The organism is Arenibacter algicola (assembly GCF_000733925.1).
Taxonomy (GTDB): Bacteria; Bacteroidota; Bacteroidia; order Flavobacteriales; family Flavobacteriaceae; genus Arenibacter; species Arenibacter algicola.
The window spans coordinates 2,110,566-2,125,563 of the sequence record NZ_JPOO01000003.1 but is presented as its reverse complement, the minus strand read 5'-3'; the positions used below and the strand labels follow the sequence as shown (position 1 = coordinate 2,125,563).

Here is a 14,998-nt window from a genome sequence, read left to right as displayed (position 1 = left end):
TTATTGCAATAAGTGGTAATTGGTTAAAAAATAGATCACCTTTTCGGCCGGCATTTCACAGGGCTTTAACTGCTCACCCTTTTCCGAAATATAAAAGTTAAAACTGATGAAATCTTTGCCGCCCAACTCCTCTGCATAGACTTTGGTACTCCTTCCTTCATTGAAATCTGTTCGGGTAAGGGCATATTTTTTGCTTTGGAACAGGACGATAGAGTAGCCCAATGGAATGGCTTTTATATATTTTAAGAGCATATTATTTCCAAGGCGTTAATGGTGTTCTTAGTCTATGAGCTACAGGACAGCATGGAACATCCTACTTTGTGCCTGGCCCATTCCGGTCGCTTAACAAACCATTTTTCTGCTTGCTTTTGCTCTTGATACGGATTTTTTAATAATTGGAAAAATTCATCCAAGAGGGAGTAGTCCCCTTTGTCCGCAGCATCTATGGCCAGTTGAGCCATGTAATTTCTCAGGACATATTTTGGGTTTACTTCGTTCATTTTTTCCGCTCTCTGCCGGTCGCTTATATTTTCCTTTTGTAATCTATCTACGTATTTGGTAAACCATAACTTCCATTTTTTCAAGATATCGCCCTTGACTTCTTCTTTTACGTAAAAGGCATCCATCACTGGGTTCAAAAAGTCTTCATTTGTAGAACTATCTATTGTAATACGGTTTAGATTTCTAAAAAATATGGTCATATCCGTTTCGGTCAATTGTAAGTTGTCTTCCAATCTGCCCAAAAGCTCTGCGTCATTTTCATCATTATTGAAAAGCCCAATTTTAGATTTCATCATCGAGAGATATTTTGTGGAATAATTATTACGGTATTCCGTTAATATTCCTTCAAGCGCTTTGGCATCCTCTATTAAGGGGAAAAGGGCATTTGCCAATTGATAAAGGTTCCATAGGCCAATGTTTATTTGATTCCCATATCTATAGCGCTTATACTGCCGGTCTGTGGTATTGGGGGTCCAACCATCTTCGTAACCTTCCAGCCATCCATAGGGGCCGTAATCTATAGTGAGACCAAGAATTGACATATTATCTGTATTCATTACCCCATGCACAAAACCTACGCGTTGCCAGTGGATGATCATATCAAGGGTGTTGTTGGTAACCTCCTTAAAAAATTGGAGATAAGCTTCCTTGCTACCCTCCTTTATACTAGGAAAGAAATGCCTTATGGTGTAATCCGTGAGTGTTCTTAAGGTTTTTTTATCCTGTCTGGCCGCAAGAATTTCAAAATTTCCAAAGCGTATAAAAGAGGGTGCCACCCTGCAAACCACGGCTCCCTTTTCGTATTCAGGATTGCCATTATATAGTACATCCCTTAGTACTTGGTCTCCTGTAAGTACTAGTGATAGTGCTCTTGTAGTGGGTACTCCCAAGTGATACATAGCTTCGCTGCAAAGGTATTCCCTAATAGAGGAACGCAATACCGCCAGTCCGTCGGCGGTTCTGGAATAAGGGGTTTCCCCTGCGCCCTTAAGTTGTAGCGCCCATTGATTATTATTGTGGTTAACTTCGAATAAATTAATGGCACGGCCATCTCCCAGCTGTCCGGCCCAATTACCAAATTGGTGACCACCGTAGCACATGGCATAAGGATTGGTGCCAGGTACTACCGAGTTTCCACTAAAAATACTAATGAACTCCTCGGACCTTAGATCGTCTTGGGTCAGCCCCAGATCTTCGGCCAATTCATTGGAGGCATGGATCAAACTAGGGTTTGCAGTCGATTTTGGTTTTACATAGGAATAGCATGCCTGCATGACCTGTCTTCTTGTATTTTCGCGGACAGGGTCGGCAGGGAGTTCAGTATTAAAGGTATCCTTAATGTTAAGGTTCATAAGATGTTTATTCAATTATCGAGTTCCATTTTTCACTTCTTCTGGCAACAGCCTTTATATATGAGCATACCGCTACTGCCTTATATCCTTCTTTGGTCAACTGCTCAAAGCTGCGCTCCACTAGTTCCTTGCCATATCCTTTGCCCCTAAGTTTAAAGGGTACCTCGGAATAGGTCAAATACATTTTATGATCCCGTAACTGGTATACCACCTTGGCAATTTCGCCATTAATAGCCATGGTAAATCTATTGTTATCTTTTTCGTGCACTACGGTCAAATTATCTGTGTTAATGTTATTTTGCATTCAATACTCCCTATAAATTTTGATGATTGTAATTTCCAAATTAAGCGGAATTGTTTTAGAATGCCCGCTGTATTGGATAAATATGGAACGGGCCACGATTAATTATTGGCCTTACCTTATCTCCTATATGATGCCCTTGTAATTATTCCCAAAATAGGCTATGCCAATAGTTGGTGTGCCTAAACTTTTGTTCTTTTAATTTTATCGGCATGCATTTTTCTAAGCTTGCTTATTTTTGGGGAAATAACGGCGCTACAGTAGCCCTGCGACTGATTATTTCTATAATAATCCTGATGATATTCTTCGGCCTCATAAAAAGTTTCCAAAGGACTTATTTCCGTAACAATGGCCTGCTCGTAATATGGCGCCACTTCCTTTAGGACCAACCCGGCAATTTCTTTTTGGGAGTCGTTATGATAGTATATTACAGATCTGTATTGAGTCCCTATATCTGCTCCCTGTCTATTTAAGGTGGTAGGGTCATGGGTGGTCATAAAAATGACCAAGATGTCCTCATAGGAGATGATATTGGCGTCATAGGTTATTTGTACCACTTCCGCATGGCCAGTTAGGCCGGAACATACTTCCCTATAGGTAGGCTTGCCCGGCGCATTTCCGCCGGTATATCCCGAAATTACCTTTTGTACACCACGCACTTCCTGGAAAATGGCTTCAACGCACCAAAAGCATCCACCTCCTACGGTAGCGATCTCTAATTTTTTACTGCTCATCTGATACCCTTTCTTTAACTATTTTCATAGATTCTGAATTAATACAATAACGCAAGCCACTGGGTTCTGGTCCGTCCGGAAACACATGCCCCAAATGGGCATCACAGGTATTGCACATTACTTCTACCCTTAGCATACCAAAAGAAGTGTCCTTGTGGTATTTAATGGCGTTTTCTTTTATAGGCTGTGTAAAACTTGGCCAGCCCGTGCCCGAATTAAATTTTATGGTGGAATCGAATAAGGGGGTTTCACAACATATACAACTATATTTCCCCGCCTCATGGCTACTGCAAAGCGCACCGCTATGTGGTGCTTCGGTTCCCTTGTTTCTTGTAATCCTAAATTGTTCCGGAGTTAGTAGGTCTTGCCATTCCTCTTCTGTTTTTTCCACTCTTTTATCGGGCAGTGGGTTTCCCTTAACACTATAATTAATAATATCTTTCCAAGTTAACATGTATATTTTCCTTTCTTTTTTATTGTTTATATAGTAATCGGTATTGTATAAAATATTTGTCTTTAGTGGCATTGGGAGTGTTGAAATGATTGGTCCATCAACATTTTTATGCACAAAATTGGTCGTACAAAAAGACCAATACTTACACCTATGGAAATTCCCGAATGGTAGTTTTAATCTATATTTACACTATGAATAAATATAGGAAAAATAGGATAATTTATACCACCCTGTTGCTGGTTTGTGTGGTCCTATTTTGGATATTCGATAATTTTTATACGCCCGCCCCTTATTCCTTGCCTGAAGGAGAGGGAGATAGGACGGAAATTCCGCAATGGCTATGGCCTAGTTCCACCACTGGTGAAATAGTACAGCATGCCCATTTTGCCCTGTCCTATAATGAAGGTTATGAACAGGCGGAGTGGGTGGCCTATGTATTGGAGAAATCGCACTTAACCTATGATGATAGGAAAAGACCACTTTTTCTTGAGGATCCTAAGGTGAGTAGTAGATCGGCAGATTGGAGGAACTACAAAGGCTCGGGATATGATAGGGGGCATTTATGTCCGGCCGGGGATCGCAGATTCTCCAAAAATGCCTATAACGAAACTTTTTACACGAGCAATATTACTCCACAGGATAGGGAATTTAACGCAGGAGTCTGGAATAGGTTGGAGCAGCAGGTGAGGTATTGGGCCAAGAAGGATGGTCCATTATTTGTTGTAACTGCGGGAGTTTTGGAAAGGGGGTTGCCCAGTATAGGGGAGGAGGATGTGGCCGTTCCAAAATATTTTTATAAGATCGTGGCCAAAGGACAGGGGGATAATCTAAAGATTATAGGGTTTCTCTTTCCCAATAAGGAGAGTAGCGCAAAATTGTATCAATTTGCGGTTCCTGTGGATTCTCTTGAAAAAATGACGGGGATAGATTTCTTTACCGATTTGCCCGATGAACAAGAGGATTTTTTGGAGGCTGGTTTAAATACCAGCGGTTGGAGATTTTAAGTCAGTTCGTTTAGTCTATTGGCATCCAATTTTAGGAAAATGAACAATAGTGCAGTAAAAAATAACAATCCGGAACCTCCATAACTAAAAAAAGGCAGGGGTATTCCAATGGTGGGCAAAACCCCTGTAACCATACCAATATTTATGAAATAGTGTACAAACAATATGGAGATGACCCCATAACCGTACATACGGCTAAAGTCATTTTTTTGGCGTTCGGATAGGTAGACCAGTCGTAATAGTAATGTTGTGAAAAGAATTACCACAGTGGCAGTACCCATAAATCCCCATTCCTCGCCTACGGTGCTAAAAATGTAATCTGTATGTTGTTCGGGGACAAAATCGCCTTTGGTGCGCGTTCCCTCTAAAAATCCTTTGCCCGATAGGCCGCCGGATTCAATGGCTTTTTCAGATTGATAGGTATTATAGCCTATGTCCTTACGAATCTCTTCCAATTTCTTGGGGTCCTTTTCCAATCGAAGCCAAAGACTGAAACGATCCCTATGCCTTTGTTCAAAAACGGAATTAAATACAAAATTGACTGAAAGGGAGAATAGAACAATAGCCACATAGATAAGGGCAACCGGTATTATAGGTACCTTGAAGGAAGGCTTTTTTAACAATAGGAACAGCGCCAATAAAAGTCCAAGGATTATGGCTACCCAAATAGTACCGAACATCAGCGTCAAGATAAATATAAGAATTACCATAAACCCTATTCCGAGATAGTATAGGGGAAGGCCTTCCCTAAAAATTACAAAGATCAAGGCAAAAAAGACAAGGGCACTTCCTGGATCTGGCTGGGGAATGATCAAGAATGCGGGAATCAAAATAATTAAAATTGCAATCAATTGATCTTTCTGCCGCTTTATATCTGTCTGTATGTCACTTAAATATTTTGCCAGGGCAAGTGCGGTCGCAACTTTGGCAAATTCAGAGGGTTGAAGGTTAAAAAAACCGAGGTCGTACCAAGAGGTCGCCCCGGCAATGGTCTTGCCAAATATAAAAAGGCCCAAGAGCAATACTATGGATATAATGTAGAACAGACTGGAAAATCGTTCGTAAAAATTGGCTTCCAAAGCCAGGATAATAATAATGGAGAGCGCACTTGTTCCTATAAAAAACAATTGTTTTCCATGTAATGAGGAAAAATTGAATATGGAGGGGTTGTCGTCGGTAAAGGTACTGGAATAAATATTTATCCAACCAATAAAAACTAGGGCAATGTAAATTAGAACGCTAAACCAATCCAAGCGCTTAAGGACACTTTTACCAGACACGCTCATTTATTTTAAAGGGTTGTCCGCTATAGGGCTTCGCATATTCTTCTTCCAATGTTTTTTCAAGCATTCTTTTTTCCAAGTCTACCCTCGTTATTTCCCCCTTTAGATATTTTTCAATCATAAGGGAAGCAATGTGACCCGCATACCGCGATCCAAAGTATCCGTTCTCAATGTACACGGCTATGGCTATTTTTGGATTGTCCACGGGTGCAAAGGCAACAAAAACAGAGTTGTCCGTTAGTTGGGTGCGTTCCCCATTGATTCTTGTGAAGTTTTCTACCGTTCCTGTTTTGCCAGCAATTTCTATTCCCTCTATTTGGAGCCTTGCGGCCGTACCTTTTTTGTATACTTCGGCCATTCCCTGTACAACAGGTTCAAAATATTTCTTATCAATAGAAGTATGTTTGGCCTCTGTGAATTCTGGGATACTGATAGCGTCGCCCCCTATTTTTTTAAGCACATGTGGGGTAAAATAATGTCCTCTATTGGCGATGGCAGCGGTCATATTGGCCAGTTGAATAGGGGTAACCTCTACCTCTCCTTGCCCTATGGAATTGGATATTATAGTGGAGGACGACCATCTATTTTCTCCATAAATTCGGTTGTAATATTCCTTGTTGGGTATTCGTCCCGGTCTACCCGTGGGGAGGTCATATCCCAAAAAGGTTCCCAATCCAAAACTTTTTACATGTTTTTCCCATGCATCCATACCTTCTGCAGAAGTTGGAAATTGGTCATAGATTTTGCGGAAAGCCCCTGCAAAATAGGCATTACATGATAGGTATATGCCAGAATTTAAATTTCGTGTTCCTCCTCCGCAATGGCAGCCTCTTTTTCTTTTGCCTACGTAGAAACCGTTGTAGCAATGAAAAGTAGTTTCGGGAGTAATGGCACCTTCTTGTAGGGCAACAAGGGCGTTTATGGTCTTAAATGGCGATCCAGGGGATTGAGAGGCCAAGATGGAACGGTCAAATGTGGGCTTTGAAATGGTATCATAATGCAATTTGCTGTAGTTCCTTGATCTTTCCCTGCCTACCAATAGTGCCGGGTCGTATGTTGGTCCTGAAATTAAGGCCAATATCTCACCGGAGGCCGGTTCTAGAGCTACTATTCCCCCATGTTTCCCTGTCATCAACTTTTCGCCGTATTCCTGTAGAATTTTGTCTATGGTAACGGTTATTTGTTTTCCCTGCTCTGGGAGTGTATCCAGTGTGCCGGTCTTATAGGGGCCAATATCTCTATTAAACCGGTCTTTTTGTATGTATTTTACGCCTTTTCGTCCCCTTAGGATGGTCTCGTATTCCTTTTCAATGCCTGTAGTTCCCTTTAATTCTCCCGCAGCGTAGGACGGGTTTCTTTCCAGATCCCATTCGTTGACTTCGCTGATGTATCCCAAAACGTTGGCGCCACTATTGGTGTCGTAATATCTAAGTGATCTTTTTTGAATGTAGAACCCTTCAAATCTCCTCATTTTTTCCTGAAGCCTTCCGTAGTCCTCTTTGGATAGCTGAGGTACCAAAACAGAGGGAAGTCTAGGGGAATAGACCCTGGCTTTTCTTAGTTGGGACACAAACCTATCTTTGTCAATTCCCAATAGCTTGCAAAATTCTAGGGTGTCCAATGGCTTTACCTCCCTTGGAATGACCATTACGTCATAGGCCGGTTGGTTTGCCACCAGAAGTTTTCCGTTTCTATCGTATATATAACCCCTTTCCGGATAATCATAAACTGCTTTTATCGCCGGATCTTCCAATATCTGATTGGGGGAAAAACTAAATATCTGGAGATAGGACAATCTGCCGATAAAAGTTATTCCAACCAGTAATATAATGGAGGACAAAAGGATTTTTCTCATTCTTTTTTAACACTAAAAAGTGAATTTAATAGTAAACACAATATTAAGGTGGCAATACTGATAGCCAATACTTTCCTCAAAATTAACAGTGTATTTTCAAAACTGAAAATTTCCAGGGTAAAGAAAACTAAATGGTGTATTATAATTAATAACGTTAAAAATGTAATTTGTTGTGCCCTAGTTGTGTTGGTTAGTTTAAAATTTTGAAATTCGTAATTTACCCCAAAACAAAAGCGCATTATGGTTGGTCTTAAATAGGCAATGGTAACGGTGGCTGCTGCATGAATGGCAACGGTGTCCGAAAATAAATCTATTAAGAAACCCAGGAGAAAACTTAACAGTAGGAACAATTGTCTTTTTTCCTTAATGGGATACCAATAGAGAAATAGAATATACACCATAGGGTTTATATATCCAAAAAAATTGAGCTTATTAAAAACCAATACCTGTACCAAAATTAATAGTACAAATCTAATTATGTTAATAAAGTAGCTATTGCGAATCATTATTGGTCTTGGCTTCTAATTCTATTATTTCCTCCCGTTGAACGTTTTCTATGATATAAATGCTCCTGACTGCGGCCATGTTGTTAAAGAGCTTAATGTCTATACTATATGAGCTTTGTGAATTGTTGAGATCAAAATTCTTGATGACTCCTATGGGTATGTTTTCCGGGAAGATACTGGAACTGGCACCCGTAACTATGGTGTCCCCAATTTTTACAGGTACCAATCTTTCAACGTCGGCAAGTTGTACGGTGTTATAGTCCTTGGTATCCCAAACCAATGAACCGTAATGGTTGGTGTTCTTAATTTTTGCGTTGATCCTGGATTTGGTATTCAAAATACTCTGTACCGTGGCAAAATTTTTAGACGTATTTTCTACTATTCCAAGGATGCCATTGGCGGTTATTACGCCCATATCGGGTTTTATCCCATCTGCACTTCCTTTCTTGATCGTAATATAGTTTCTTGGCAGGCTATAACTGTTCTTTATTACTTGGGAAGCTACCACTCTGTAAGTAATATTGGTCGTGTCCAATTTCATGGAATCTTCCTTTTTTTGGTTAAAAAGAAGCTTCCGCAATCGCTTATTTTCCTCTACTAATTTTTTATTCTCCTCTCCAAGGCCAAAATAGGTGGTTATATTGCTTGTGGTCTCATAGATATTTCCTGTTAACCAGTTCGAGGAATTAAAGTATTTGGAACGGTGATAGGAATGGGATTGTACGGTAAGCGCCAAGGATATGATCAACAAGAAAAGATAGAGCAAGAAATTTTTATATCTTAATATAAAGTTGATAATCTGCCGCATTCACTTAAATTGTTTTGTAAAACCTTATTTGGGCAACTGCCCAATAAGGAATTAAAGCCTGTTTGCTATTCGTAACCTTTTAAAAAGGTAGTGCTGATTGTAGGGGGTAAATAAACTATTTAATTAAAATACTCTTATATCGCTCCAAGTTTTTTAAAGCAATACCGGTACCCCTTACTACTGCCCTAAGAGGATCTTCGGCTATATATACCGGTAGATCGGTTTTTTGGGACAAACGCCTGTCAAGTCCCCTTAACATGGATCCGCCACCGGCCAAATAAATACCTGTATTATAGATATCCGCTGCCAGTTCCGGAGGGGTTTGCGATAGGGTTTCCATAACGGCATCTTCTACCCTTAGTATGGATTTATCCAAGGCCTTGGCTATTTCCCGGTATGATATGGATACTTGTTTTGGTTTACCGGTTAGTAGATCCCTTCCTTGAACGGACATTTCGTCCGGAGGGGTCTGTAGATCTTCGGTAGCCGAACCAATGGTAATTTTTATGTTCTCTGCTGTACTTTCCCCAACATAAAGGTTATGTTGCGTACGCATGTAATAGATAATGTCGTTTGTGAAAACGTCTCCTGCAATCTTGACCGATTTGTCGCAAACAATTCCGCCCAGGGCAATTACTGCAATTTCAGTTGTACCACCCCCTATGTCAACGATCATGTTCCCTTTGGGTTGTATTATATCCAAGCCGATACCTATGGCAGCCGCCATAGGCTCATGAATAAGGTAGACCTCTTTACCGTTAACACGTTCAGCGGATTCCTTAACGGCACGCATTTCAACCTCTGTAATTCCCGAAGGGATGCAGATAACCATTCTCAAGGCCGGTGGAAACCACTTTTTCTTTAGCGCAGGTATGTTCTTGATGAACATATTGATCATCTTTTCAGAGGCATCAAAATCGGCAATAACCCCATCCTTTAAGGGACGGATGGTCTTTATATTTTCATGGGTCTTTCCTTGCATCATATTGGCTTCCTTGCCAACGGCAATGATTTTGCCACTTATTCTGTCCCTGGCTACAATAGATGGACTGTCTACCACCACTTTGTCGTTGTGAATGATGAGGGTGTTGGCAGTACCTAAGTCTATTGCAATCTCCTCGGTTAAGAAATCAAAGAATCCCATTATATGTTGTTATATTTCGGTTTAAATGTCAGTTTGATCGTTAAAAGTAATAAAATTAATGTTTAAAATGACGTGTGCCAGTCATTACCATTGCAATTCCATTTTCATTACAATAATCGATACTAAGTTGATCCTTGATGGAACCTCCAGGCTGTATAACGCTGGTTACTCCACTTTTATGCGCAATTTCTACACAATCCGGGAAAGGAAAGAAGGCATCACTGGCCAATACCGCTCCATTTAGATCAAAATTGAAGGACTGGGCTTTGTGGATAGCTTGGTTTAGGGCATCTACACGAGAAGTTTGGCCTGTTCCACTGGCGCACAATTGTTTGTTTTTAGCAAGAACAATAGTGTTACTCTTGGTGTGTTTACACAATTTTGAAGCAAAGATTAGATCTTCCAGTTCCCTATCCGTAGGTTTTTTATTGGTAGCATTGGTAAGGTCGGCAATTTTGTCGGTCTTTTCATCTTTTTCCTGCACTAAAACGCCATTCAAACAAGTTCTAACCGTCATTTTTGGAAGGTCAACCTCATTCTGTACCAAAATGATTCTGTTTTTCTTCCCTTTTAAGATGTCAAGGGCCACTGGGGTATAGCTAGGGGCAATCACTACTTCGCAAAACAGATTGTGTATTTCTTCGGCCGTTGGTTTGTCTATTTCAACATTGCTGATCAATATTCCGCCAAAAGCCGAAACCGGATCTCCAGCCAAAGCATCAACATAGGCCTGGTGAATTGTAGGCCTGGTTGCAAGACCACAGGCATTATTGTGTTTTAATATGGCGAAGGTGGGGGCATCGTTCTTGAATTCCTGGATAAGGTTAACCGCGGCATCCACATCCAATAAATTGTTATAGGAAAGTTCCTTTCCGTGAAGTTTGTTGAACATTGCTTCGAAATCACCAAAGAAAAATCCTTTTTGATGGGGATTTTCTCCATAGCGCAACACCTGTCCGTTGGTTTCACTTAATTTAAACGCGGCCTCTTCATGGTTCTTGTTGAAATAGTTAAAGATGGCAGAATCGTAATGTGATGACACATTGAAAGATTTTGTAGCAAAACGTCTGCGGTCTTCCAAAGTAGTGCTGCCATTTCCTTTGGTAATCATTTCCAGAACTTCGTCATAATCGTTCATAGAGGAAACGCAGAGTGTATCCTTGTAATTCTTGGCGGCCGCACGTATTAAAGAGATACCGCCTATATCTATTTTTTCAATAATATCCTGTTCTGAAGCTCCACTGGCAACAGTTTTTTCAAAAGGATAGAGGTCTACAATGACTATATCCAATTGGGGAATTTCAAATTCCTTCAATTGTTCCTGATCACTTTTATTGTCCTGACGGTTCAAAATACCACCAAATACCTTTGGGTGCAATGTTTTAACCCTACCGCCCAATATGGACGGATAGCTTGTAACGTCCTCCACGGGTACTACATCAATCCCTAAATCCTTAATGAATGTTTCGGTGCCGCCTGTAGAATAGATGGTAATTCCCAATTCATTAAACTTTTTTACCAATGGTTCTAGGCCATCTTTATGAAAAACAGATATTAAGGCTGAGGAAGCTTTTTTAGTGGTACTCATTTTGTTGTGATTGTTGTTATGGATTATAAGGACACAAAAGTAATTTTTTTGTGCTTAAAAATCAGCACGTTTATTAACAATCGCCCTAAAGTTTTAAAGAATTTTTGACACCTCTTGGTTTACGAATTCCAAAAAGCGCTCGTCCTCTTCGGAAAATGGGTCCGGAGTGTTGGAATCTATGTCGATTTGGCCAATATTTACACCTTTTAAAAATAGCGGAATTACTATTTCCGCCTTAACGGTTATACTACATGCTATATAGTTGTCCTGGGCCTTTACATCCGGAACTACAAAGTTTTGGTTGGAGACTGCTACCTGTCCGCAAATTCCTTTGCCAAAAGGAATTATGGTGTGGTCTGTAGGTTCCCCGGCATATGGACCCAGTTTAAGCTCTTCCTTATCCCCGTTTCTGAAATAGAACCCTACCCAATCGTAATGGGGGACATTCTCTTTTAACAATTCGCAAATGGCCTGCATTTTTTCGGTTGTACTATTTTGGGTACTGTTTATAATTCCCGAAACTTTTGGTCTTAGTGTGCTAAGCATGTGATAATTTTTTGCAAAAATAGGGCTATTTATAAAGCCTTTGGACCATAAGCTATTGAAACTTATGATCTGTTGTTGATCTGGACAATTTTTGCCCTAAATTTTAGTTAATGTTGTAGAAGGAAAATATAGAGTTGTAACTTTTGATTATTTTTGCCTTGATGAAAGTAATGATCCATAAAATATTGGCCCTGTTAATGGCATTTTTTATGCTGGTCTCCACCGTTTCCTGGACCGTGGAGAAGCATTTTTGCTTTGGCTACTTGGTTGATATTGCTTTCTTTCATGAAGCGGACACATGCGGGATGGAAAGGCCTTTGTCAAAAGATAATGTAGCCCTTAATAAAGATTCCAATAGTTGCTGTAGTGATGAAATTATTTCGGTTCAGGGACAGGACGAATTAAGTATTTCCTATGATGACCTTAGTTTGGGTCAACAGTATTTATTGGTGGCCATTACTTCCTATTATTTAAACTTATTTCAGCCAAGGGAGCAGCGCTATGTTCCCCATGCCGATTATCCACCGCCCATACTGGTAAAAGATATCCATGTCTTGGACCAAGTTTTTCTCATTTGATTTTTTTATTGGTAGTGACCTCGGTTTTCCATTTTGTGTAATTGGAGAATTCGATGGTTTGTTGATTTCAATTATCTACTAATATTAAAATATATCAAGTGAAGAATTTTTTTGTAAGTATGTTTTTATGGCTTCCATTATTGGCCATCTCCCAGAACAATATTGAGGGTATGGTCATGGAGGACAATCCTGAAAATAGGCGCCTGGGTCTAGCGGGAGCCAATGTTTACTGGTTGAATTCCCAGACAGGTACCATTACCAAGACGGACGGGAGCTTTGCAATTCCATTCAAAAAGGAGAATAACCAACTGGTCATCAGCTATGTGGGATTTGAGTCGGACACCTTGTTCATTGATTCCCCTAAAACGGTAAATCACTGGCTAAAACCCTCCAATGCCTTAAACGAGGTGGTGGTTAAAAAAAAGCGGGATGCCGTACAGAAATCCTATTTTAGCCCACAGAATGTGGTTACCATTAATAGTGCCGAATTACTAAAAGCGGCCTGCTGCAATCTCTCCGAGAGCTTTGAAACCAATCCGGCCATAGATGTTAACTTTTCTGATGCCTTGACCGGTACCAAGCAAATACAAATGTTGGGACTTACCAGTCCTTATTTATTGATTACCCAAGAGAATATCCCAATGGTACGGGGTGCCTCCCAGGCCTATGGACTTACCTTTACCCCTGGAACTTGGGTAGAGAGTATTCAGATAACTAAGGGGGCGGGCAGTGTGGTCAATGGCTACGAAAGTATTTCTGGTCAGATAAATACGGAATTGGTAAAACCCTTAACGGATAAGGCTGTATTTGTTAACGGGTATGCCAATTTGAATGGCAGGTTAGAGTTAAACACCCATTTGAACAAGCAGTTGACTGATAATTGGAGTACAGGACTTTATCTCCATGGCAACCGAAGGGATGCCAAGGAAGATGGTAATGGGGACGGGTTTTTGGACGCGCCCTTGGGCAATCAAATTAATGTTTTGAATAGGTGGCAATACCAAAACCCAAGTACCGGTTGGGTTAGTTTTATCAACCTTCGTTTTTTGAATGATGAAAAACAGGTGGGACAGACAAATTTTGTGCCCGGCACTGATAAATTCACTACCAATTCATGGGGAGGTGAAATAAATACCAGAAGGTTTGATACTTCGTTGAAATTGGGTTATGTTTTTCCAGAGCTACCCTTTCAGAGCCTTGGTTTTCAAACGGCCTACAATATCCATAAACAGGATTCTTATTTTGGTTTTAATGAATATAATATCGATCACGAAAGTGTCTACTCCAACTTACTGTTCAACTCCATAATTGGAGATACCAAGAGCAAATTTAAAACAGGCCTTACCTTTGCTTATGATGGCTATGGGGAAATGGTGAAAACTCAAGATTATTCGAGGGTGGATAAATCTATTGGAGCCTTTTTTGAATATAGTTATGACAATTTAAAAGAATTGAGCTTAACTGCGGGCATAAGGGTGGACAACCACAATAATTTAGGCACTTTTGTTACGCCCAGATTGCACCTGCGCTATATGCCATGGGATAGAGGGAGCTTCAGGGGGTCTTTTGGCCGTGGAAAACGGGCGGCCAACATCTTTGCGGAAAACCAACAATTATTTGCCTCCGCAAGACAGATAAGGGTTCTTGGGGATGATAGCAGTATTTATGGGTTGGATCCCGAAGATGCGTGGAATTACGGTGCCAGTTATATACAGGGATTTAATTTGTTCGGTAGAACAGGAAACATAACATTGGATTATTACGTTACCAACTTTAAAAATCAAGTGGTGGTGGATTGGGAGAATCCTTTGGAAGTGTCGTTTTATAACCTGGAGGGAAAGAGTTTGGCCAAAAGCTTTCAATTTGAAATAAATTATGAGGCTTTAAAGAATTTAGAATTAAGGACGGCGTATAAATTTTATGATGTGGAAACCGATTACATAAGCGGCGCCCTGCAAAAACCTTTACAGGCCCAACATCGATTTTTTGCCAATCTTGGGTATATAACAGTTCCTAAAGAAAACGGGTCCCAATGGCGTATGGATTATACGGTTCATGCCCTGGGTAGGCAGCGTTTGCCATATATCGCGAATAGTTCCATGGAGTATTCGCCATCCTATAGTTTAATGAATGCACAGATCACTAAAGTATTTAACAACAAATTTGAAATATATCTGGGAGGGGAAAATTTGACTAATTTTATGCAGGATAACCCTGTGGTAGGTGCCGATGACCCTTTTGGTACCAATTTTGATACCAGCATAATATATGCGCCCATAATGGGCAGGATGTTTTATACCGGATTCAGGTATAAATTATAGTATTATTTAAAATCAATTATTCA

General features: G+C 40.3%; 15 protein-coding genes. 3 read left to right on the top strand and 12 right to left on the bottom strand.

Annotated features, from left to right (window positions below; all coding sequences use genetic code 11):
• The 5 genes from U735_RS0119650 to msrB form a co-directional block, all read right to left on the bottom strand.
• Positions 1 to 252 (bottom strand): hypothetical protein, encoded by a 252-nt coding sequence (locus tag U735_RS0119650; protein WP_031445450.1) that lies wholly within the window; start codon positions 250 to 252, stop codon positions 1 to 3.
• A gap of 32 nt (positions 253 to 284) precedes the next feature.
• Positions 285 to 1,853 carry a protein adenylyltransferase SelO gene (locus U735_RS0119645; RefSeq protein ID WP_031445449.1) on the bottom strand — a complete coding sequence of 523 codons (1,569 nt, stop codon included), beginning with the start codon at positions 1,851 to 1,853 and terminating at the stop codon, positions 285 to 287.
• Positions 1,854 to 1,860: 7 nt separating this feature from the next.
• Positions 1,861 to 2,157: a GNAT family N-acetyltransferase gene (locus U735_RS0119640; RefSeq protein WP_227021031.1), complete on the bottom strand. Its 297-nt coding sequence runs from the start codon at positions 2,155 to 2,157 to the stop codon at positions 1,861 to 1,863.
• Between the two features lie 179 nt (positions 2,158 to 2,336).
• Complete coding sequence (gene msrA, locus U735_RS0119630; protein ID WP_031445447.1) at positions 2,337 to 2,888, bottom strand: peptide-methionine (S)-S-oxide reductase MsrA; 552 nt, start codon at positions 2,886 to 2,888, stop codon at positions 2,337 to 2,339.
• Positions 2,878 to 3,342 carry a peptide-methionine (R)-S-oxide reductase MsrB gene (gene msrB / locus U735_RS0119625; RefSeq protein WP_031445446.1) on the bottom strand — a complete coding sequence of 155 codons (465 nt, stop codon included), beginning with the start codon at positions 3,340 to 3,342 and terminating at the stop codon, positions 2,878 to 2,880. Before msrB ends, msrA begins: the two co-directional genes overlap by 11 nt.
• Positions 3,343 to 3,533: 191 nt before the next feature.
• Between msrB and U735_RS0119620 the strand changes: the two genes are divergently transcribed.
• Entirely contained in the window at positions 3,534 to 4,346 is an 813-nt protein-coding gene (locus U735_RS0119620; RefSeq protein WP_031445445.1) for a DNA/RNA non-specific endonuclease, read from the top strand.
• Here the strand turns inward: U735_RS0119620 and rodA are convergent.
• The 7 genes from rodA to U735_RS0119585 all read right to left on the bottom strand — a co-directional run bounded on the left by rodA (position 4,343) and on the right by U735_RS0119585 (position 12,076).
• Positions 4,343 to 5,626 (bottom strand): rod shape-determining protein RodA, encoded by a 1,284-nt coding sequence (gene rodA / locus U735_RS0119615; protein ID WP_031445444.1) that lies wholly within the window; start codon positions 5,624 to 5,626, stop codon positions 4,343 to 4,345. The two genes, U735_RS0119620 and rodA, sit on opposite strands and share 4 nt — an antisense overlap.
• A complete protein-coding gene (locus U735_RS0119610; RefSeq protein WP_031445443.1) occupies positions 5,616 to 7,484 on the bottom strand; it encodes a peptidoglycan D,D-transpeptidase FtsI family protein in 1,869 nt (622 codons plus the stop codon). Before U735_RS0119610 ends, rodA begins: the two co-directional genes overlap by 11 nt.
• Positions 7,481 to 7,990, bottom strand: a complete 510-nt coding sequence (gene mreD / locus U735_RS0119605) for a rod shape-determining protein MreD (protein ID WP_031445442.1) — start codon at positions 7,988 to 7,990, stop codon at positions 7,481 to 7,483. Before mreD ends, U735_RS0119610 begins: the two co-directional genes overlap by 4 nt.
• Entirely contained in the window at positions 7,977 to 8,798 is an 822-nt protein-coding gene (gene mreC, locus U735_RS0119600) for a rod shape-determining protein MreC (protein WP_031445441.1), read from the bottom strand. The genes mreD and mreC overlap by 14 nt, the downstream gene beginning before the upstream one ends.
• Positions 8,799 to 8,913: 115 nt before the next feature.
• Positions 8,914 to 9,942: a rod shape-determining protein gene (locus tag U735_RS0119595; RefSeq protein WP_031445440.1), complete on the bottom strand. Its 1,029-nt coding sequence runs from the start codon at positions 9,940 to 9,942 to the stop codon at positions 8,914 to 8,916.
• Between the two features lie 55 nt (positions 9,943 to 9,997).
• Positions 9,998 to 11,530, bottom strand: a complete 1,533-nt coding sequence (purH, locus tag U735_RS0119590; protein WP_031445439.1) for a bifunctional phosphoribosylaminoimidazolecarboxamide formyltransferase/IMP cyclohydrolase — start codon at positions 11,528 to 11,530, stop codon at positions 9,998 to 10,000.
• A gap of 93 nt (positions 11,531 to 11,623) precedes the next feature.
• Positions 11,624 to 12,076, bottom strand: coding sequence for a GAF domain-containing protein (locus U735_RS0119585; RefSeq protein WP_031445438.1), 453 nt, complete (start codon positions 12,074 to 12,076; stop codon positions 11,624 to 11,626).
• Positions 12,077 to 12,237: 161 nt separating this feature from the next.
• Here U735_RS0119585 and U735_RS0119580 point away from each other — a divergent pair, with 161 nt between their 5' ends.
• Both U735_RS0119580 and U735_RS0119575 read left to right on the top strand, forming a co-directional pair.
• Entirely contained in the window at positions 12,238 to 12,654 is a 417-nt protein-coding gene (locus U735_RS0119580; protein ID WP_031445437.1) for an HYC_CC_PP family protein, read from the top strand.
• Positions 12,655 to 12,773: 119 nt separating this feature from the next.
• On the top strand, positions 12,774 to 14,975 hold the full coding sequence (locus tag U735_RS0119575) for a TonB-dependent receptor (protein WP_051892258.1): 2,202 nt from the start codon (positions 12,774 to 12,776) through the stop codon (positions 14,973 to 14,975).
• Positions 14,976 to 14,998 lie beyond the last annotated feature (23 nt).

Bases quoted from the DNA above. Each gene is read 5' to 3' on its own strand.
- U735_RS0119580 (WP_031445437.1), top strand. From the start codon at position 12,238: ATGAAAGTAATGATCCATAAAATATTGGCCCTGTTAATGGCATTTTTT.
- msrB (WP_031445446.1), bottom strand. From the start codon at position 3,342: ATGTTAACTTGGAAAGATATTATTAATTATAGTGTTAAGGGAAACCCA.
- U735_RS0119575 (WP_051892258.1), top strand. From the start codon at position 12,774: ATGTTTTTATGGCTTCCATTATTGGCCATCTCCCAGAACAATATTGAG.
- mreC (WP_031445441.1), bottom strand. From the start codon at position 8,798: ATGCGGCAGATTATCAACTTTATATTAAGATATAAAAATTTCTTGCTC.
- U735_RS0119640 (WP_227021031.1), bottom strand. From the start codon at position 2,157: ATGCAAAATAACATTAACACAGATAATTTGACCGTAGTGCACGAAAAA.
- msrA (WP_031445447.1), bottom strand. From the start codon at position 2,888: ATGAGCAGTAAAAAATTAGAGATCGCTACCGTAGGAGGTGGATGCTTT.
- mreD (WP_031445442.1), bottom strand. From the start codon at position 7,990: ATGATTCGCAATAGCTACTTTATTAACATAATTAGATTTGTACTATTA.
- purH (WP_031445439.1), bottom strand. From the start codon at position 11,530: ATGAGTACCACTAAAAAAGCTTCCTCAGCCTTAATATCTGTTTTTCAT.
- U735_RS0119610 (WP_031445443.1), bottom strand. From the start codon at position 7,484: ATGAGAAAAATCCTTTTGTCCTCCATTATATTACTGGTTGGAATAACT.
- U735_RS0119650 (WP_031445450.1), bottom strand. From the start codon at position 252: ATGCTCTTAAAATATATAAAAGCCATTCCATTGGGCTACTCTATCGTC.
- U735_RS0119645 (WP_031445449.1), bottom strand. From the start codon at position 1,853: ATGAACCTTAACATTAAGGATACCTTTAATACTGAACTCCCTGCCGAC.
- U735_RS0119620 (WP_031445445.1), top strand. From the start codon at position 3,534: ATGAATAAATATAGGAAAAATAGGATAATTTATACCACCCTGTTGCTG.
- U735_RS0119585 (WP_031445438.1), bottom strand. From the start codon at position 12,076: ATGCTTAGCACACTAAGACCAAAAGTTTCGGGAATTATAAACAGTACC.
- U735_RS0119595 (WP_031445440.1), bottom strand. From the start codon at position 9,942: ATGGGATTCTTTGATTTCTTAACCGAGGAGATTGCAATAGACTTAGGT.